The sequence below is a fragment of the Sphingomonas sp. HMP9 genome (genome assembly GCF_013374115.1).
In the GTDB taxonomy this organism is placed as follows: Bacteria; Pseudomonadota; Alphaproteobacteria; order Sphingomonadales; family Sphingomonadaceae; genus Sphingomonas.
On record NZ_AP022673.1, the window covers coordinates 3,029,980 to 3,049,287 of the forward strand.

15 protein-coding genes and 2 pseudogenes are annotated in these 19,308 nt (G+C 61.9%); 8 read left to right on the plus strand and 9 right to left on the minus strand.

The features are described 5' to 3' along the window. The first annotated feature begins 17 nt into the window (after positions 1–17). The 3 genes from HMP09_RS13645 to HMP09_RS13655 all read left to right on the plus strand — a co-directional run bounded on the left by HMP09_RS13645 (position 18) and on the right by HMP09_RS13655 (position 4,834). Positions 18–2,987, plus strand: coding sequence for a Tn3 family transposase (locus tag HMP09_RS13645; RefSeq protein WP_176500804.1), 2,970 nt, complete (start codon positions 18–20; stop codon positions 2,985–2,987). 91 nt (positions 2,988–3,078) lie between these two features. After that, positions 3,079–4,362 (plus strand): IS66 family transposase, encoded by a 1,284-nt coding sequence (gene tnpC, locus HMP09_RS13650; RefSeq protein ID WP_176499152.1) that lies wholly within the window; start codon positions 3,079–3,081, stop codon positions 4,360–4,362. A gap of 208 nt (positions 4,363–4,570) precedes the next feature. Then, entirely contained in the window at positions 4,571–4,834 is a 264-nt protein-coding gene (locus HMP09_RS13655) for a DUF6894 family protein (protein WP_176500805.1), read from the plus strand. Here the strand turns inward: HMP09_RS13655 and HMP09_RS13660 are convergent. Continuing rightward, a complete protein-coding gene (locus tag HMP09_RS13660; protein ID WP_232090291.1) occupies positions 4,831–5,571 on the minus strand; it encodes a Crp/Fnr family transcriptional regulator in 741 nt (246 codons plus the stop codon). The genes HMP09_RS13655 and HMP09_RS13660 overlap by 4 nt on opposite strands. Positions 5,572–5,809: 238 nt before the next feature. On the opposite strand from HMP09_RS13660, the gene HMP09_RS13665 reads away from it, so the two are divergent. Beyond that, positions 5,810–6,376, plus strand: a complete 567-nt coding sequence (locus HMP09_RS13665; protein ID WP_176500806.1) for a recombinase family protein — start codon at positions 5,810–5,812, stop codon at positions 6,374–6,376. Between the two features lie 726 nt (positions 6,377–7,102). Here HMP09_RS13665 and HMP09_RS13670 read toward each other — a convergent pair. Together HMP09_RS13670 and HMP09_RS13675 are read right to left on the minus strand one after the other, a co-directional pair. Then, the gene (locus HMP09_RS13670) at positions 7,103–8,371 is read right to left on the minus strand and encodes an IS256 family transposase (protein WP_176498995.1); all 1,269 of its coding nucleotides are present in this window, start codon (positions 8,369–8,371) and stop codon (positions 7,103–7,105) included. A gap of 194 nt (positions 8,372–8,565) precedes the next feature. Further along, on the minus strand, positions 8,566–9,147 hold the full coding sequence (locus HMP09_RS13675) for a LuxR C-terminal-related transcriptional regulator (protein WP_232090293.1): 582 nt from the start codon (positions 9,145–9,147) through the stop codon (positions 8,566–8,568). A 345-nt stretch (positions 9,148–9,492) separates the two neighbouring features. On the opposite strand from HMP09_RS13675, the gene HMP09_RS13680 reads away from it, so the two are divergent. Further along, positions 9,493–9,768 carry a BrnT family toxin gene (locus HMP09_RS13680; protein ID WP_176500808.1) on the plus strand — a complete coding sequence of 92 codons (276 nt, stop codon included), beginning with the start codon at positions 9,493–9,495 and terminating at the stop codon, positions 9,766–9,768. Positions 9,769–9,820: 52 nt separating this feature from the next. Further along, the gene (locus HMP09_RS18695) at positions 9,821–9,985 is read left to right on the plus strand and encodes a BrnA antitoxin family protein (protein ID WP_443026469.1); all 165 of its coding nucleotides are present in this window, start codon (positions 9,821–9,823) and stop codon (positions 9,983–9,985) included. A gap of 143 nt (positions 9,986–10,128) precedes the next feature. Here the strand turns inward: HMP09_RS18695 and HMP09_RS13690 are convergent, their stop codons facing one another. From HMP09_RS13690 to HMP09_RS13700, 3 genes are all read right to left on the minus strand, one after another. Then, complete coding sequence (locus tag HMP09_RS13690) at positions 10,129–12,456, minus strand: putative bifunctional diguanylate cyclase/phosphodiesterase (RefSeq protein ID WP_232090295.1); 2,328 nt, start codon at positions 12,454–12,456, stop codon at positions 10,129–10,131. Between the two features lie 75 nt (positions 12,457–12,531). Continuing rightward, positions 12,532–12,975, minus strand: coding sequence for a BLUF domain-containing protein (locus tag HMP09_RS13695; protein WP_176500810.1), 444 nt, complete (start codon positions 12,973–12,975; stop codon positions 12,532–12,534). Between the two features lie 11 nt (positions 12,976–12,986). Next, positions 12,987–14,048, minus strand: coding sequence for a putative bifunctional diguanylate cyclase/phosphodiesterase (locus HMP09_RS13700; protein ID WP_232090297.1), 1,062 nt, complete (start codon positions 14,046–14,048; stop codon positions 12,987–12,989). Between the two features lie 199 nt (positions 14,049–14,247). Here HMP09_RS13700 and HMP09_RS18700 point away from each other — a divergent pair. Further along, positions 14,248–14,460: pseudogene (locus HMP09_RS18700) on the plus strand (DUF4158 domain-containing protein); the annotation flags it as partial. A gap of 48 nt (positions 14,461–14,508) precedes the next feature. Here the strand turns inward: HMP09_RS18700 and HMP09_RS13710 are convergent. Beyond that, positions 14,509–15,390 (minus strand): annotated as a pseudogene (locus tag HMP09_RS13710) (IS256 family transposase); the annotation flags it as partial. A 484-nt stretch (positions 15,391–15,874) separates the two neighbouring features. Here HMP09_RS13710 and HMP09_RS13715 point away from each other — a divergent pair. Further along, positions 15,875–16,546: a hypothetical protein gene (locus HMP09_RS13715; protein ID WP_176500811.1), complete on the plus strand. Its 672-nt coding sequence runs from the start codon at positions 15,875–15,877 to the stop codon at positions 16,544–16,546. Between the two features lie 49 nt (positions 16,547–16,595). On the opposite strand, the gene HMP09_RS13720 is transcribed toward HMP09_RS13715, so the two are convergent. Further along, positions 16,596–17,006 (minus strand): single-stranded DNA-binding protein, encoded by a 411-nt coding sequence (locus HMP09_RS13720; protein WP_176500812.1) that lies wholly within the window; start codon positions 17,004–17,006, stop codon positions 16,596–16,598. Positions 17,007–18,116: 1,110 nt separating this feature from the next. Then, positions 18,117–19,267, minus strand: a protein-coding gene (locus HMP09_RS13725) for an IS3 family transposase (protein ID WP_176499007.1) whose coding sequence is annotated in 2 segments (ribosomal slippage) — positions 18,117–19,003 and positions 19,003–19,267 — 1,152 coding nt in all. Because the reading frame shifts where the segments join, the coding sequence is not laid out codon by codon here. Between the last annotated feature and the right edge of the window lie 41 nt (positions 19,268–19,308).

Genomic DNA, 19,308 nt, shown 5'->3' on the forward strand with positions numbered 1-19,308 from the left:
CTGAGCGGATCGCCGGCGTGGCATTTCTGGATGCTCAGGCGCGATCGGTTCTGTTCGAGCCTCCCGACACCCACGAGGAGGCACTCGCGCGCTACGCGCTCACGCCGGAGGATGTCGCCTTCGCCAGGCGTCGTCGCCGATCCCACAATCGGCTGGGCTTCGCGGTGCAGCTGGCGCTGGTGCGCGATCTCGGGCGGCCACTGCGCTCGGGCGAGACGATCCCGGTCGCTGTCCTCGATACGGTCGCCGACCAGATCGGCATCGATCCGGTCGTGTTCGAGCTTTACGCCCGGCGTGACGAGACCCGGCGCGAGCATCTGGCCGAGATCGTGGCCCAACTGGACCTGCGGACGATGCAGGAGCGCGATTATCGCCTGTGTATCCGAGCGGCAGCGATCGGCGCGGTGGCCACGGAGAAGGGGGAACCGATCGTACTCGCCGTCATCGACGCGCTGAAGGCCGCGCGCATTGTTGTCCCGGGCGCGGACCTGATCGAGCGACTTGCGCTGGCTGGTCGCGCCATGGCGCGGCGACAGGCGTATCGACATCTGATCGCCGACCTCAGCCCGGCCACGCTGGCCAGCCTGGACGAGTTGCTCAGCGAACGGAGCGGAGAGCGAACCATGCTCGGCTGGATCGCCGATGCACCCGAAGGCGCCAGAACGAAAAGCCTCAAGGCGGTGATCGCCCGGCTCGAGGTCGTGCGCCGCGCAGGGATCACCGACGAACGGCGAAAAACCATCCACGCCAACCGCTACGGCGTCATCGCCAAGGAAGCGCGCATCCTCCACGCCCGCGAGATGCAGCGCTTCTCGGCAGACCGCCGCTATGCGACGCTGACCGCCTTCGTGATCGAGCGGCAGGCAGCGCTCACCGACCTGGCAATCGACCTGTTCGGCAGGCTCCTCGGCACCGCCCGGCGTAAGGCGGAGTGGAGCCGCAACGAGCGGCGCTTGCGCGAGGCCGATATACTGACTGGCGTCGCGGTCGATCATGTCCAGCTCGGCCGGGCGCTGCTGGCGGCGCGCACGAGCGGCGGTGATCTCGGCGCGGCGATCGCCGGCACGCTCGGGTGGGAGGCGCTGGAGACCAGCGTCGCGGTAGCCTCCGGTCTCGTTCATCCCGACAGGCACGACGAGTTCGACGAACTGGTGGGTCGCCAGAGATCGCTGCGCGCCGTCGCCAGGCTCGTATTCGCGGCGTTCAGCTTCCGGTCGTTTCGCCCGACCGATCAGATCCTTGCGTCGATCGAGCTGCTGCGGACGGTGCATCAGGGCGCCAGGCTGCCGAAAACGGTGCCGCTGTCCTTCCTGACCCGCAAGTGGCGACGCCGCGTCCGCTCGGGCAGCGGCGATTTCGATGCGCGCGCTTGGGAGGTCGCGGTTCTCGTTCACCTGCGCGACCGGCTGCGCGCCGGCGATATCTGGGTCGAGGGCAGCCGTGCCTGGCGCAGCTTTGAGGATTATCTTCTGCCGCGGTCGACCTTCGACATGATGCGCGCCGAGCAGCGGCTGGGGCTCGCGGTGCCCGACAGCTTCGATGCCTGGCGCAAGGAGCGAACCGCCACGCTGGATACCCGGCTGAAGGCGCTCGCCCAGGCGGCCGCAGCCGATGCGATCCCTGACGCCACCTTGGGCGAGAAGGGACTTTCGATAAGTCCGATCGGCGAGGAGGAGCGCGACCGGATCGTCGCGCTCAGTCGTCGTCTTTACACGCTCGTGCCTCGCGTCAGAATCACCAGCCTGCTTGCCGAAGTTCACCGTTGGACCGGATTTCTCGACAGCTTCACCCATTACCCCACCGGCCACACTGCGGGCGACGAGGCGGCGCTGATGGCCGCAATTCTCGCCGACGCGACCAACGCCGGTGCCGAGCGCATGGCGGAGAGTTCGCGCGGCGTCACCATCCACCAGATGATGCTGATGATCGACCGTCATCTTCGCCCCGAAACCTACGCGACCGCGACGGCCGTGCTGGTCGATGCGCAGCAGGCTCACCCGTTCGCGGCGATCTGGGGCGATGGTCATGTGTCGTCGTCCGACGGGCAGTTCTTCCCCGCCGGTGGTCGCGGCGAGGCCAGCCTCGACTACAATGCCAAGTACGGCAAGCGCCCCGGCGCCTCGCTCTACGGGTTCCTCTCCAACCGGTTCGCCTCCTTCTTCTCCCGGCTGATCTCGGCCTCCGAGAGCGAAGCGCCCTATGTGCTCGACGGGCTCCTCCACAACGAGAGCTCGGTCGAGATCCACGAGCATGCGACCGACACCGCGGGCGCGACCGAGACGACCTTCGCCATGTTCCACCAGTTCGGCTATCGGCTCATCCCGCGCATCCGCAACCTGGGCGATCGACGGCTATTCGTGATCGCCCCCGACAGCGCCTACGATCCGCTCGACGCACTGATCGGTGGCACGATCAACATGGGCAGGATCGAGCCGCACTGGGATGACGTGCTGCGGCTCGGCGCCTCGGTCGCCGCCGGGCTCGTTCCCCCTTCGGTGATCCTCAAGAAAATCGCAGCGACACCGCGCCAGAACGGGCTGTCGGTCGCGCTGCGCGAGATCGGGCGGATCGAGCGCTCGATCTTCATTTGCGACTGGCTGCTCGATCCCAAGCTGCGCAGACGGTCCCATGCCATCCTCAACAAGGGCGAAAGCCGCCATGCGCTGGCGCGCGCCGTCTTCCTTCATCAGCTCGGCGAGTTGCGCAACCGCGTCGCCGACACAATGGCTTACCGCGCCTCGGGCCTCAACCTTGTCGTCAACGCGATCATCCTGTGGAACACCGTCTATCTCAGCCGCGCCGTCCGCTTCGTGCGCGACCAGGGCACCACTATCCCCGATGCTCTCCTCGCCCAGGTCGCGCCGCTGCCCTGGAGCCATATCGCGCTCACCGGCGACTATCTCTGGAACGAGATCGACCAACCCCTCGAACGCTACCGCCCCATCCGTGCCAACCGCTTCAATCCCAAGAACTTCGTGTTTCCTTAGCGTACACGGCTGAAGAAACTCCCACGGAGCCCCATAGTTGTAATTACCCACCCCCCTTGCGGACGAGCGCGATCGCTGATTCAAAGGGTGTATGGGTCGTCCGGATCTTGAGCGCCTGAGCCGCGAAGAACTGATCGAGCTGGTGCTGCGCCTGCAGCGCCCGGCCAAGACGTCGCAGACCTCGTCGAAGCCGCCCTCGACCGACCGCAAGGAGCGGCGCGAGTCCTCGCGGCCGGGCGGGGCAAAGCCGGGCCACGAGGGACATAGCCGGATACGAGGCGACGCATTCGATCGCGCAATTGATCATCGTCCGGACACCTGCACCGGCTGTTGTGCGGCACTACCGGTCGATCTGGCTGCCGAGACCGTCAGCGAGCACGACACGGTCGAACTTCCGCCGATCACGCCCATTGTAGAGCGCCACAGACGGTTGTCGGTTCGTTGCCCATCGTGCGGGATGCGCGTGGCAGCGGCTCTACCGGACGCTGCGAAAGGAACGCCGTTCGGCGCACGGATCCATGCGATCGCGACCTATCTGAAGACCTTTCAGGCGCTGTCCTACGAACGACTTCAGGGAGCGTTTGCCGACCTGTTCGCCCTGACGATCAGTCAGGGCGGCCTGATGAACATGCTCCGCCGTGCACAGGAGCACTTCGTGGACGGACGCGAGGACGCGGTGTCGAGCTTGCGTCAGGCAAGCGTCGTCAGCTCGGATGAGACCGGGGTGCGTATCGAAGGCAGCAACTCATACCACTGGGTTTTTCGGTGCGACCGTGCCGTCGTTCACACAGCGGCCCCGACCCGCGGCGCGATCGTGGTACGCACCATGATGGACGGGCATCGCCCGGACGTCTGGTGCTCTGACCGCTATGCAGCCCAGCAAGGTCATGCCGATGCACACCAGGCCTGCCTCGCCCATCTTGCGCGCGATGTCGCCTACGCGCTTCAGAACAGTGAGGACTTCTTGCCGATGCGCCTCAAACTATGGCTTGGTAAGGCGTTCAGACTGGCCAGGGACATCCGCCATCTCGCACGATCCACGATTGCCGCCAGGCGACGCGCTCTGGAGCGAACCATCGGCGATATCCTCAGTACGGCGACGGCGTGCGATCTGACCCGAAAGCTCCAGAACAAGTTTGCTCGCGCCAGAGAGCAGCTCCTGACCTTTGCCTATTGGCCCGGCCAGGTCGAGCCGACCAACAACGCGTGCGAGCGCGACCTTCGCCCCGCTGTCATCCAGCGCAAGGTCACCAACGGATACCGCGCCATGTGGGCCGCCCAAGGCGAAGCCGATGTCAGGACCGTCGTCGCCACCGCACGTCTCACGCCTGGCGCCAACATCTTCGGTACGATCGCAGCAACCCTGGGCGCCTAAAAATCCGTCAGATTTGGGGGTGGGTAATTACCGATAGTTAGCTATACAAACGGCAGCACCCAAGAATGCTCCGAAAGCAGCATATTTTACGATGCCCGTTTTTGCTTTCTCGATCGTCAGTGGAGGCGCATCGATGTGCATAACTTGATCTATGCTCACGACGTGTCCTCCAGAACGAGCAATGTATCGCAGCTAGAGGTGCCTTGCGATGACCATTTATTTCTTCAATATCATCGAAGGGGATGAGTACATCTCCGATTTGGAGGGCATCGATTGCTCAGATTTGGCCGCCGTGCAGAAGGCGGCGATCGCAGGTGCCAGCGGGCTGATTGCCGAGGCCATGAAGAAAGGCGAGCAGGACTACCGCGGGCGGTTTGAAGTGGCGGATGAACGTGGTGCAACGGTTCTTTCGCTGGCGTTTGCCTGCCCTATCACAATCAAGATCATCCCGCCTCTCGCCAAGGAAAGCTAAGCCGCGAACGGCAAAGCCGGCTGGTGCAGGTAGCCTTTACTGAAATCGCCGGCTGAACGCAGTCCGGACCAGTCCTTGATCGTTACCTTTCGCCCGTCCGTGCTGATAAGCCCATCGGCGCGCAACGCCTTGAGCGTGCGATTGACGTGAACCGACGTTAGGCCGGTCGCGTCCCCAATCTGCTCCTGCGTCATCGGCAATTCGTAATCTGGAGCTTTGCATATGCCCGCAGCTTCCTGGCACAGTGCAAGTTCGCAAAGCAGGTGCGCGATGCGCTGGCGGGCATTACGCTGGCCAATGTTTAGTATCCATTCCCGCGCCATTGAAGCGTCCACCAGAGTGTCGAGCCAAAGCGCGCGCCCAATAGCGGGGTATGCTTCCGTCAGGTTGAGAATTGCTTGGCACGGTATGTACGCTACCTGGGCATGGGTCAGGGCCTGCACATTGTGATCGGCATCTTCAAGAAGGATGTTCTGTAGATCGACCAAATCTCCTCGCAGATGGATCGATACGATCTGTCGTGAGCCGCTGCCTGTGATCTTGCTCCGGTACACGAAGCCCCACAGAAGTAGGCAACAGTTCTTTACCTTGTTCCCTTCCCGAACAAGGTACATGCCAGGATCGACGTCTGCCAACCGGTACTGCAAGGCCAAGATCGCGTTGGTTTCGGCTGGGCCCAGCGGCGACCGCCGCGTCAACTTGTCGAGCATCGGTGCAAGCACTGCGGAATTAGGCATAAGCTCTCCATCCTTCTGGGCAGGGAAGCTATCCCTCTGTCGGCAGCGCGCGGCTACGCATCGATTAATCAGTATAGCATAGATTAATCATGCAGAGGCAACTCTATGCTTGGTAGCTGGGCAAGTCATATTTCTGGCAAGTCGCCGTTGATGCGAAAATCACAAGTTTTGCATCGACTAAAAAATAGCCGGAATGCAGGCACTTCCGTGATGCATAAATCCAATGCACAACCGGCGTATGATTTACGGCTACGCACGCGTCTCATCCAACGGTCAGGATCTGGCCCAGCAGCTCGCCCAGCTCGACGCGGTCGGCTGCACCAAGATCTACCGCGAGAAGATTAGCGCCGCGACGGCCGATCGACCGCAGCTCAAGCGCGCGATCGCCGCGCTCGATGCCGGCGATGTGCTGATGGTGACGTCGACCGATCGCCTTGCTCGCAACACCCGCGACCTTCTGAACATCCTGTACGTGGTGAAGGAAGCCGGTGCGGGCTTCCGCTCGATTACCGAGCCAATGGTTGACACCACCTCAGAGTTTGCCGAGGTCATCATCGCTGTCTTGGGCGTCGCGGCCGGCTGGGAGCGCCATCGCATTACCGAACGCACCACTGCCGGCAGGGCTCAGGCCAAGGCGCGGGGCGTGAAGTTCGGTCGACGTGCTGCCCTCACCCCTCACCAGCAGGCAGAGGCACTACAGCGGCTCGCCGCTGGCGATACGCAGCGCACAGTCGCCGCCCTGTTGGGGGTCAATCAGGCAACGATATCGCGGCTGTATCGAACACACGGAACGATAGGCGACTAGCGGGAATTAGATGTCATCGCGCTGCCACCATATCATGCGAAGCAGCCATGCCCCTTCGGATTACAAAATCGTGCAAAGCTCGACCCCACTGATCCTTGACCAGCTAGTCGATTGCATAGCGACGGGGCGTGATCCCTCAGTCCTGGAACTCGAAAGCCTTGCGAAGCGCATGTGGACAGAGGGGGCAAAAAGCCGTTCGGCATTCTCGTGGGACAACCTACCTCCCACGAGCCTGGAGCGGGTTATCGCGCTACGATCGTCGCTATTGGCACTGCGGGGAAGTGACCTGCGCTAATCGAAAAACGGAGTGGTTTCCAACGCGCTAAACCGCGTTAAAATCCATTGATGGTGAAGCGCACATATGTTCCGGCAATGCGCCTTGAAGCCGATCTCAAGGAGCGTTGGAGCTTATATTCAGTTGACGGCGATTGTTGGCTACCTGTCGTCTTCCGTTCAGAGCGAGAGGCAGCGGAAGCTAGCAAAGTGGTCAATCGTGCAATCCGCTAATTCCGCAGTGCCGAGTACCTATTCAACAACCGACGCGCATCGGATTTTCGCATCGAGGAAACTCGCGGCTTCCACGATTTTTAGCCTGATGCAAAACTTGTGATTTTTCGCATCACTGACGCGGCGGGGGCAGCTCATGTCAGTTTCCGCAGTCAGTGTCAGCGGATTTTCAGAGTGCGTGTCAGCGGGAGCTATGCCGGAATTTGGGTGACGAGGCGATCAGGCGGCGCGGGTTGATTGGCCGTCGACGACTTCGGTGCCGTCACGGAATGTGACACCAGCGACGACTTTGGGCAACTGGTTCTCGCCCTTCAGCCGGCGCCATTTCCTGGACGCGGCGATGACGAGTTTGAAGACCATGAGGCGTGCCGTCTTTGGTGACAGCGCGCCCTTGGTACGCACCGTCCTGTGGCGCACGGTCGCGAACACGCTCTCGATCGGGTTCGACGTCCGCAGATGGTCCCAGTGCTCGGCGGGGAAGTCGAAGAAGGTGAGCAGCCTCTCGCGATCCTTGGTCAGGCATTCGACGGCCTTGGTGTATTTCGCGCTATATTTCTCGACAAAGACGGCGATCGCCTTCTCCGCCGCTGCGCGCTCAGGCGCGCTATATATCTCGCGCAGGTCAGCTTTTATTGCAGGCTGCACCGACTTGGGCACCTTGTTCAGTACGTTGGCGATCTTGTGCACCCAGCAGCGCTGGTGGCGCGTGCTGGGCCAGACTTCGTCGAGCGCTTTCCAGAAGCCGAGTGCGCCATCGCCCACCGCGATCTCGGGTGCGATTGCGAGGCCGCGCCGTTTCACCTCGACGAGCAGCTCGCGCCAGCTCTGAGCGCTTTCACGGACGCCCACCTGGAAGCCGACCAGTTCCTTCCTGCCCTCAGGCGTGGCGCCGATCAGCACCAGCATGCACTCGGAATGATCCTCCATCCGCGCCTGCAGGTAGACGCCGTCCGCCCACACATACACGTAGCGGCGGGCCGATAGGTCGCGCGCCTGCCAGTGCTCGTATTCGACCTGCCATTCAGCGGTGAGCCGACCGACCACCGCCGGCGAAAGGTTGGGCGCGTCCTTGCCAAGGAGCGCCGTGAGCGCCTCCTGAAAATCGCCGGTCGAAACCCCGCGCAGATACAGCACCGGCAGCAGCGCATCCAGGCTCTTGGTCCGCCGTGCCCAGCGCGGCAGGATTGCCGACGAGAAGCGCACACGCTCCCCTTCCTCGGCCCCCCCGCGATCACGGATCTTCACGCGCGACACCGGCACCGGGCCAATCCCGGTCTGGACCTGACGCTCTGGCCCGTGCCCGTGGCGCACCAGGCGCGACCGTCCATCGGGTAGTCGCAGGTCGTCTCGCGCCGCCAGGAACGCCTCGGCCTCCAGTTCCACCGCCTGCGCAAGCAGCCGGCGAGCTCCGGCACGCAGCACCTCGGTCAACGGATCGTCGACATCATCGGGCTGGCGAAATTGAACGACGTTGGTAGTATCGGTCATGGCGTATCGCTCTCCTTGAGAGGTTCCGGCAGGCTCATCACCCGCCTCGATACGCCGCCTTCAATCCTCCACCGTCACCCATTTTCCAACATAGCTCTGTCAGCGGGGCGGGAGACGCAGGATCGGCGTTCTCACAGGGATCGCTGGCGATAGGGTGCGATACGGACCTTGGCCCATCTGCAGCTTCATATAGCTTAGAGGCCAGCCTCGACCGCGAGCCTGATCAGGCCCGTTGTGGAGGTCAGGCCGAGCCGCTCCATCAGGATAGCGCGGTGCATCTTGACGGTTTTCTCGGCCAGTCCGAGTTCGGCGGCGATCTGCTTGTTGAGTAGGCCCTGCGCGACAAATTTCAGCACCTGGCCCTGTCTTGGCGACAGCGCCTTGACCATTTCCGCCGCCCGGATCCGGCGCATGCTGGTGGGAGCCGCGGCGTTCGTATCGATCTCGACCTGCGAGCCGAGAAAATACAGCAGCCGGTCTTCCTCGTCGTACAGCGGCGCGACTAGTACGGCATTGCGGAACGGCTGTCCGTTGCGCTTGTAGTTGAGGATCTCGACCAGTACCGGCTTGTGCTCGCGCACGCCGCGACGAATCTCTTCTGACAGCCACGGTTCGGTCGCCGGACCTGACAGGAACCGGCAGTTGTACCCTATGACCTGGTCCGCGGGATAGCCGGTCAGGTCACAGAACGGCTGGTTGCACGCGATAATCGGGTTGTCGGGACGCCGAGGGTCGCTGATCACGGACGGTATCGGGCTATCGGTGACGACTCGCATCAGCCGCTGGTGCGACCTTGAGTCAGCCCTAACGGCCGCAATGGTCTCGGTAGTCATCTCCCTCGATCTCCCGGCGCTTGATCAATCGCCTGCACCCTTCGAAGTTCGATACCATAGTTCCGACCAACCATGATAAAACGTTACTCTTCGGTAGTGGCAAAAGGTGATCGGAGCCGATGTGCGAATCTCGAAAGACAGATTCCGGATCTCGTATGTCGATCCGATTTCGGGAATGACCCAACGTCGCCTGTCGGTTGCGAACTGATTTGGCAGCAGGTTGGCCCTCGTTCTTTTTGGGTGAACAATAATTGTTGTTGCCGCGATTAATTGGGTGTACGGAAATCTGTGAAAATCGAGTTCGACCCTGCCAAGGACCGCGCGAATGCCGCCAAGCACGGCATGTCGCTGGTGGCAGCGGAGGGGTTCGATTGGGATACGGCGTTGGAGCGCGAGGACGATCGTTTCATTTACGGGGAAGCCCGGTTCGTTGCCCTTGGTCTGATCGGTGACCGCCCGCACGTGCTGGTGTTCGCCGAAGGCTCTCACGAAGATGCGGTGCGCGCCATCAGCCTGCGTCCCGCAGAAAAGCATGAGGTGAGGTTCTACTATGGGCAAGTTTGATCCCGAAATTCACGACGATAGTCCACCACTCGATGCTGCGTTTATGGCTGGCATGACTCCATCCCGGCGCGGTCGGCCGAGGCTGGAAACGCCAAAGGTCGAAATCAAAATCCGCTTGGACGCAGCAACGGTCGAGCATCTGCGTGGCAGCGGCCCTGGATGGCAGACACGCGTGAACGCCTTGTTGGGCCAACTAGTGGAGGCGGGGCAAATCTAGCGATCCATCCGTCTCGCAAAGGATCGGCCAATGGGAACGCGCCGGCATTCCCAATTAGGACCGTTGATTGGGAACTGCATAGCATTCTCAAAACGGTTCGGATGGAAAGCGTCACGCGCCATTACTTCATCATAGTATGAAGATTAATGGCAGCTCAAGTTCAAAGCCTCTGTCAAAATCGCCTCTGCCTTCTCTTGTGGCAGCGGCTTAGCGAAGTAATATCCTTGAACGGCGTCGCATCCGATCATCGCCAGCGCCGTCACCTGATCCACAGTCTCTACGCCCTCGGCTATGACCCCAACCTGAAGAGTGGCGCCCAGCTTGATTATCAACTCCACGATCGCAGCGGTCCGGCTGTCCTCACACAATCCGTCAATGAAAGACTTGTCGATCTTGATCGTGTCGATCGGGTAGCGGTTGATGTAGCTAAGAGAGGAATAGCCGGTGCCGAAGTCGTCGAGTGCTATACGAACGCCGAGTTCGCGCACGCGCGTGATTGTTTCAGCGATGTAGGGTGACGGATTTAGGAAAATACCTTCAGTGATCTCAAGCTCCAGGCAGGTCGGGTGAATGTCAAACTCTTTCAAAGTAAGATCCAGATCGCCAAGAAAATCGGGATCGACGAATTCTGCTGCCGATGTGTTGACGCTCATACGCAAATCTGGCTGCGCGAACTTAACCTGCCAGAGCTTCAGTTGTTGGCAGGCTTCGCGCATCACCCAGCGGTCGATCTGCCGGATCAGCCCGATCTGCTCGGCGACCGGTACAAAATCGGTCGGAGATACCGTGCCACGTTCCGGGTGTTCCCAACGCAGCAATGCCTCGAAGCTGACCACCGTTTTCGTCGTCGGATTGACGATCGGCTGATAGACGAGCCTGAACTCGCCCCGATCAAGTGCGTGTCGCAGATCGGTCTGAAGCGCCAGGAGCGCGATCGCATTGTCGTGCATCGAGGCATTGAAGATCGCGTAATCGCCGTATCCTGCGCGTTTGGCCTCGTACATCGCGATGTCCGCATCTCGGATGAGATCTTCGGGAACTGCGGCTCTATCAGCGGCTTCGACGATACCGATGCTGCACGACGGAAAGACGCTCTGGCGACCCAATTGGACTGGCGGGCGCAGCGCTCCGATGATCCGCTCGGCGACCGATACCGGCATGGCCAAGTCGTCAGCGTCCTCGATCAGCACCGCGAACTCGTCGCCGCCGATGCGTGCAAGCGTATCCTGCGGCCGAATGCACCCTTTCAAACGATGTGCGATTTCCTGGAGTAGTGCGTCGCCCGCGATATGGCCAAGGCTGTCGTTGACGACCTTGAACTGATCGAGGTCCAGGAACAGTACCGAACAGGTACCGTGTTCTGATTCCCGCCATCGGTCGAGGGCTGCTGCCAACCGCTCCATGAAGAACGCGCGGTTGCGAAGGCGCGTTAAATTGTCATGGAACGCGGTATAAAGCAGCTCAGCTTCGACCCGTTTGCGCTCTTGAATCTCACATGCCAGTGCTTCGTTTTCAGATTCGGCAAGGCGGATACGCAATGCGAGCTGCTCGGCATCCTTGCGGTCGGTGATGTCGCGCTGGACCGAGACCCAGTGGGTAAACCAACCGCGCTCGTCTGCGATAGGTACAATGCTCAGCTCGACCCAGAATTCCGTGCCGTCCTTGCGGTAGTTGATCATTTCGATCTCGATCGGCTCCCAGGCTTCGAGCGCCTGACGAAGCCTCGCTCTCGACGTTGGATCCGTTTTTTCGCCCTGTAACAGGCGTGGCGTCCGCCCGATGACCTCGTCTGGCTCGTATCCCGTCGCCCGCGTAAAGGCGGCATTGCAATAAAGGATGCGTGGCCCCGGCAGGTTCACCGGTTCGGCTTCGGTTATGACGATGGAATCGCGCGCATGTACTGCAACAGACTCCAGCAGCCGCAAGCGTTCCACGCGTTCGCGCTGATCGGCACAGTCCGCACCATCGACGATGACGCGCAGCCGCGCGACCTCGAACAGTGTCGCCAGATGCGCCGCGTGGGCGCGTAAGACGTAGGTCTGGGCAGCGTTCAGCAGGGGCCGCGGTTCGTTATGTGCGACGATGAGTAATCCACCCCCATCACATACGATGCCGGTAACCGCTGCAAACTTCAGCGTCGTTGCCGCCAAACCTGAGAAATGTAGATTGTCAGCCAGCGCCGCGTCGTCGATCGGGCTGATCGTCTGCACTACCGCGTCGCCTGACTGGTGACGAAGTGGCCTGGGCGCAAGCCGGGGAACGGCATCGATCCGAGAACTGTCGCCGCCCTGCGCGATCACCACGAGCACGCCATCCTCAATCCGGCATACGAACGCGGCAACGCAGCCCGCCGCACGTGCCGCTTCATCTGCAACGCGTTGATATGACGAGGCTGTGCCGAAGCCGAGGATATAGCCGACCGGGACAGCCGTTAAATCGCCCGTCCACTCCGTCGGCATTTGCATTTGCATTTGTGAGATCTCCGAACTCGCAAAAAGTCGCGCGCCAGCATGCGCACCGTGTACCTGCCTCGCTTCGCCACGCCTTCAGTACGCGGTATGTTCTTCCTCAAGCGCCAGTTGATGCAGCGCCTCGAACAATCCATCGCCTGTCATGCGTGCTGGATCGAAACCACTTTGCGGTCCCACCGTGCCGTAGCGTGCCGCGTCTTCCACGCGCGCACCGACGAAACCCATCGACCAGTTTTCAAACGCGCGGGCAGGCGTCGGATCGAAGGCCAGCAAGGAGACGTCACCGTGTCGCTCGTCCTGCTGGACGCGTTCAAACACGCCCTCGACCGCGGACCGCGACCCCTCCAGCACCTGCGCAAAACAGCCGGCGTTGAACATCAGCGCTCCGGTGACACCGACCCTCTCATTGTTGACTTGGCTCTTGGTCAGGATCGACGAGATCGCGGTCGCCAACGTAGCTTCATCACCCACGATGGCGTTGCGGCTGTAATAGACCAGGCGATAGAGCGGTTCGGACATCTCGGGATTCCTCAGCAAGCTTGGGCAATTTGATCGGGCGTCAGCAACGCCATCGCATCGACTGCGGACATTGGCCGGCCGGTCAGATACCCCTGCACTGCATCGCAGCCTTCGGCGCGAATGCAGGCAAGCTCGGCATCGGTCTCGACGCCTTCTGCGACCGTCTTCATGCCCAACGCCTTGGCAAGGCTGTTCACAGCGCGAATGATCGCCCGGCGATCGGCGTGGGCATCAATATCGCGGATGAAGCACTGGTCGATCTTGATCTTGTCGAACGGAAACTTCTGCAGATAGCTGAGCGACGAATAGCCGGTGCCGAAATCGTCCATCGATACCGATACGCCGAGACCGCGCAGCCTGTTCAACACGTCCCATGCGGCATCTGTATTATCCAGGAGTGCGCCTTCGGTAATCTCGAGTTCCAGGCGCTCGGCCGGAAGCTGCGATTGGTCAAGGGCGGAGACGACCGTTTCCAGGATCTTCCCTCCACGGAACTGCAATGGCGACAGATTGACGGCGATTGATATCGCGCCCGACCAGGACGCCGCCTGCTTGCACGCGGTACGCAGCACCCATTCCCCGATCGCGGGAATAATACCGATTTCCTCGGCAAGCGGAATGAAGTCTCCAGGTGAAACGAGGCCACGGACGGGGTGGTGCCAGCGGATCAAAGCCTCAAAGGCGGTGAGCCGGTTCGACGCGATGTCGAACTGCGGTTGATAGACCAGTTCGAATTGCTTGAGTGCCAACGCACGCCGTAGATCGACCTCCATCGATCGACGAGCCTGCATCCGCTCGTTCATTCCCGGCTCGAAGAAACGATAACAGCCGCGTCCCTCGGCCTTGGCCCGGTAGAGCGCAAGATCGGCGTTCTTCAGCAGGATATCCGGCTCGTAGCCATCGTCGGGCGCGATCGCGATACCGACGCTCGCGCCGATATGCAGCATATGACCTTCGACCGCATAAGCTCGCCCGATCAGGTCAACGAGGCGGGTTGCTAGCGCGGTCGCTGCGGCCGGCTGTGGCGCGTCGGACTGGATGATCGCGAACTCATCGCCACCGAGGCGTGCCACCAGGTCACCAGCGCGAAGAGCACTTGTCAGCCGTTCGGCGACCTTGCGTAGCAGGCCCAGTCACCTCATAGGTCGAAAAACGGCCATCTCGTAGAACGGATCGGAAACGGTCCGCGCGGTTGACTGTTGCGTTCCGGTACTCGAATGTTGTGAAACAAGCGGGCCGGAGAAGACAATGTCGGTGGTGAGTATCTGGGGGATGGAGGAGGAGCTCGCCGGCCGCTGGAGTTTGGCGTTCGAAGATTTCGCGCTTTTGAACGCAAAGCCTGCGGCGACCCGGCTCGGCTTTGCCGCGCAGCTGCTCCTGTACCGTACGACAGGGCGCTTTGGTCGCGGTGCCGGTGAGTTTCCGGATACCGCGGTAGCGTATCTTGCCGAGCAGATCGGAGCATCGCCTGCAGAGCTTGAGGACTATGACTGGCTCGGCCGATCGGGGCGACGGCATCGTGCCGAGATTCTCGACCATTTGGGCGACCTTGCGCCATTGCCCCTTGGCGGCCTCAGGCGTTTCCTGGGCATAGGCCGTAGCGATGAAGGCCGAGACGACGCGGCGCCCGCTCTTGCCGGCATGTGCGGTGGCGTTACGCGCGAAATGTACGCGACACCGCTGCCAGCTCGCGCTGAACACGCGCGACACGGCAGCTTTGATGCCTTCATGAGCATCCGAGATGACGAGTTTCACGCCGCGTAAGCCCCGCCGCGCCAGGCTGCGCAGGAAGTCCGTCCAGAACGTCTCGGCTTCCGAGGCGCCGATCGCCATTCCAAGCACCTCGCGCCTGCCGTCACTGTTCACGCCGACCGCGATGGTGACCGCGACCGAGACGATCCGACCAGCCTGGCGGACCTTCAGATAGGTGGCGTCGACCCAGACATACGGCCAGTCTCCCTCGATGGGCCGGTCGAGGAACGCCTTCACGCGGACGTCGATCTCCTCGCACAGCCGGCTGACCTGGCTTTTCGAGATGCCCGACATTCCCATGGCCTTCACCAGATCATCGACCGACCGGGTCGAGATGCCCTGGATGTACGCCTCCTGGACGACCGCGGTCAGCGCTTTTTCTGAAAGGCGCCGAGGCTCCAGGAAGGCGGGAAAGTAGCTGCCCGTCCTCAGCTTGGGGATACGCAGTTCAACGGTGCCGGCCCGCGTCTCCCAGTCGCGCTCACGGTAACCATTGCGCTGGGCGAGGCGGTCACTGCTCTTCTCGCCATACCCGGCGCCGGTCAGGCTGCCGACCTCCAGGTCCATCAGCCGCTGCGCGGCAAAGCCAATCATCTCGCGCAGGAAATCTGCGTCCGCGCTCTTTCCCACCAGCGCCTGCAGGTTCATCGTATCGTCGGTCATCGGAGTCTCCGTTGGTTGAGTTTCGCAACCCAAACCTAACCGAAGATCTCCGATGGCCACCCCTCAGCTACACCACGTCCCGGGACGCGACCCAACGCTGGGTCGCTGGTAACGTCCACGTCGCTAAGGGATGGGCGGCCGCCTGCCTCTCGTATCCGCACTCTGCGTCCCCTCGATCGATGGGAGAGTTCGCCGGCCTGCAGAGACGGGCAGTCCGGGGCAGATTGGAAAGAAGTTGCCGCTTTTCGGAAGAGGATTTCCTGCGCGCGTGCGCGCCCGTCAGTTGATCGTCACCCGAATGGGCCGAGACCGGTCACGGGCTCGGTGGAGCGAAGCGGAATAGAGCGACGGTTCCGGCGAAGCCGGAGACGCCCCCACATTCGATGGTTCTCCTCGCGACGGACTTCAAGCCAATTAAGGGCTGTTCATCGTCGGAGGTTTCGCCAATTCTCTCCTCATCGTGAACGACAACGGGAGCTGCTGGATGCGAATTGGTTTGATGGGATGCGCCGGGATGGTGCTGCTCGCTGGATGCAGCGATCCGAAGAAGGCCAGCGATGGGAATTTCAAGACAGCGATCGATGCGTACCTTGTGAAGAAGCCCATGTGCATCAACGCGCCGACGAGCGACACACGACCGACTGGTCAGGAGAGGGGGGCTTCACCGTTCCCGGCTTATGTCGCGATGCCGACCGCACCAGCGGGGCAGGCCAACTTCGAGGACAGGACCCGGTCGTTCGACGCGCTGGTGAAAAGTGGGCTGGCGAGCACGTCGACGGGAACGATCGAGACTGATTCTAGCTGGGGAGGGTCCAAGACCAAGCTGGCCGTGAAGATCTATAATCTGACGGAACAGGGCCAAAAGGCGTTCGTCAAATCTCCCGATGGGAATCCTTATGGCAACGAGTTTTGCTACGGGACGCCAGCGGTCAGCGAGGTAACGCAGTTCACTGAACCAAGCGCCGCTTTCGGGGCCACGATGTCATCGGTCGCCTATACTTATCATGTGAAGGACCAGGCGGGTTGGGCGACCGCTTCGGCAATGGTCGAGGCCTTTCCGATCCTGAAGCAAACGACAGGCGACAAGCTTGAAGGGAAAACCACCGTGGTTCTCACGAATACTGGGTGGGTGGATAGCCGAGGCAGCAAATTCTAGAACGTAGTTGAGGCCCGGAGCCGTAGCTCCGGGCCGTGCCCGCCTCGGTTCAGAAGGGTACGTCGTCGTCATCCTGACCGCCGTGATCCTGCGTGTCGCCCTGCTGCTGGCGCCCCCGGCTGAGGAAGGTCACTTCGTCGGCGATGATCTCGACACCGAAGCGCTCGATGTCTTGGCTGTCCGTCCAGCGGGTGTAGTGGATGCGGCCCCGGATCATGACCTTCTGGCCCTTGTCGACATACTGGGCGACGGTCTTGCCGACGCCGTTGAAGCAGGTGATGCGGTGCCATTCGGTGTCCTCGACCCGGCGACCGCCATCATCCTTGAGGATCTTGCCTTCGCTGTCGCGCTTGGGGCGCGAGGTGGCGAGGCTGAACTGAGTGATCTTGGTGCCGCCCTGGGTGGTGCGGGTATCGGGGGTGGCGCCGACGTTGCCGGCGAGGATGACGAGGTTCTGCATTTCGAGGTTCCTTTTCTTGTTCGCCGGGGGTCCGTTCCCTCGACTGAACACCAAAAAAGACGGCCAGGAGGCCCTCTCCACCGAAAGCGCGCAGACGCGTAAGGGGAACCCCGATCAGAGGGGTGGTGCGGGCAGCCGCGTAAGCGGCAACTCGGCCCGAAGGATCGCGGGTTGGGGAGGGCGGACGGCCGGATTAGGTCGTTCAGGAAAGAGAGGGGATGGACCCCAATGGCGGGCAACGGACAGAGAACCGTGTGCAGGACCAGCTTGTCGCATCGATCTGCCGGCAATGTCGGTGCCTCGATACGTCACCACAGGCGGAATGATACCCTGACTGCCGTCGCCTTGCGCCGATCGCGGGCGGGCCAACCTCACCGGGACGACGGTCGCAGCGTGGACCTTGGCTCCGCCTTCCTGCCCGAGGCGCGCGCCGTGCCCCCATGTCGATATGGCGATGATGATTGGTCCCGCGCGATCCACGCTGCTGAACGGCTGAAACCCGAGCGCGGGTGTCGTGATGCCGATGGAGGCTTTCAAACGCGATCGCCAGCAGGGCGTCGCGCAGTCCATCATCGCGGCGTGGCGACTATGCCTCTGAACCGAGGCAGACTGCCGGGGGCAGCTCCGGACCTCGCCTCATGGAATCGCTCCGCGCCGGAAATCGGGGTGCGATAGCGCCCGCTTCACGCGATCTAGGCGAGGCACCGCACCGTCGAGCGTGGCATGGCTGCCTTCAGTTCAGTGTGGAAGAGGTCCAGTTGAGCCGCGCGCGATGCGCGTTCGCAGTCCTCGGCAATTTGCGTGGCGCCTCCCCGCCTTTTGCTGGCCGATGCTCATGCCGAGCATGGAAATTGTGGTGCGCCTGCCGACGGAGGCGAGCAGCGGTTCTCGGCAGAAGCGACCGGCAAGGAAGACGATCGGGCCGGCGTACCGCGGCCCGATCGCTCGCCGTAGCTGGCGACCGTCTTCTCGCCCCATGCACGCCGCTCTGCGGCCATCACGTCGCGGAGGTGGCGTCATATAGGGCGAGAGGCGCTTGGTTGGCTTCACAAGGCCGTGCGCGGGCCGACACGATGTGGACTTGCCCCGATAAAGTGGAGAGGCATTTGCTCAGCGTGACGCAGTTCGTTCGAACTGGGCGGGGCTGATGTAGTCGAGCGCGGAGTGGCGCCGGACGGGGTTGTAGAAGCCGTCGATATAGCGGGCAATGGCCTGTGCGGCTTCGTCGCGGGTATAGAAGACGGTGCGCCAGACGAGCTCGGATTTGATCGTCTTGAAGAACGTCTCGACCATCGCATTATCGTAGCAATTTCCCTTTCCCGACATGGAGATACGGATGCCGTGGCGGCGCAGCTCGGCCTGGTAATCCACCGAACAATATTGACTGCCGCGGTCCGAGTGATGGATGAGCCCTTCAGGCGGACGCCGCATGACGAGGGCCTTGCGCAGCGCGGCGAGCGCCAGATCACGGTGCAGCCGGTCGCCGACGGCCCAACCGATCACACGTCGGGAGAAGAGGTCGATGACCACGGCCAGATAGAGCCATCCCTCCCGCGTCCAGACATACGAGATGTCCACGCCCCACTTCTGGTTGGGTGCCGTTGCAGTAAAATCCTGGTCGATGATATTCGGTGCGATCGGCCAGCTGTGCTCGCTGTCGGTCGTTCGTTTGAACCGGCGTTTCTGCCGGCCCCGTAGGCCGTTCTCACGCATCAGTCGCGCCGTGCGCCTGCGTCCGATGGCGAAGCCATCATCCTGCAACTCGCGTGTCATACGCGGGCTGCCATAGGTGCCGTTCGACAGCGCGAACGCAGAACGGACATGCGCCAGCATCACCATATCGTCGCGTTGACGCCGACTGGCAGGTCGATCTTTCCACGCGAAATAGCCGCTCGGGCTGATGCCGAGCACTTGGCAAAGGCGGTGTACGGGGAAATCCTTCTTCGCCTGATCGACGAGCGCGAACCTCATCGACTTCCCTCCCGGGCGAAAAAAGCGGTCGCCCGCTTCAGTATGTCGCGCTCTTGTCGGAGGATCTCGTTCTCCCGCCGAAGGTGCTTCAACTCGGCAGCCATATCTGCCTGCGGCGCCTCGCCGGGCATCTCCATCAATCGATCACGACGACGGCCGATCCAGCGTACCAGCGTAGACAGGCCAACGCCCAGATCCTCCGCCACCGCACGCTGCGTACGCCCGCTGGTCGCCACCAGCCGGACCGCCTCGTCCTCGAATTCCTTCGTAAATCGTCGCTGCTTCGTCATCGAGTTCACCTTTCATCTCAGGAAAACTCTCCACTTTTCTG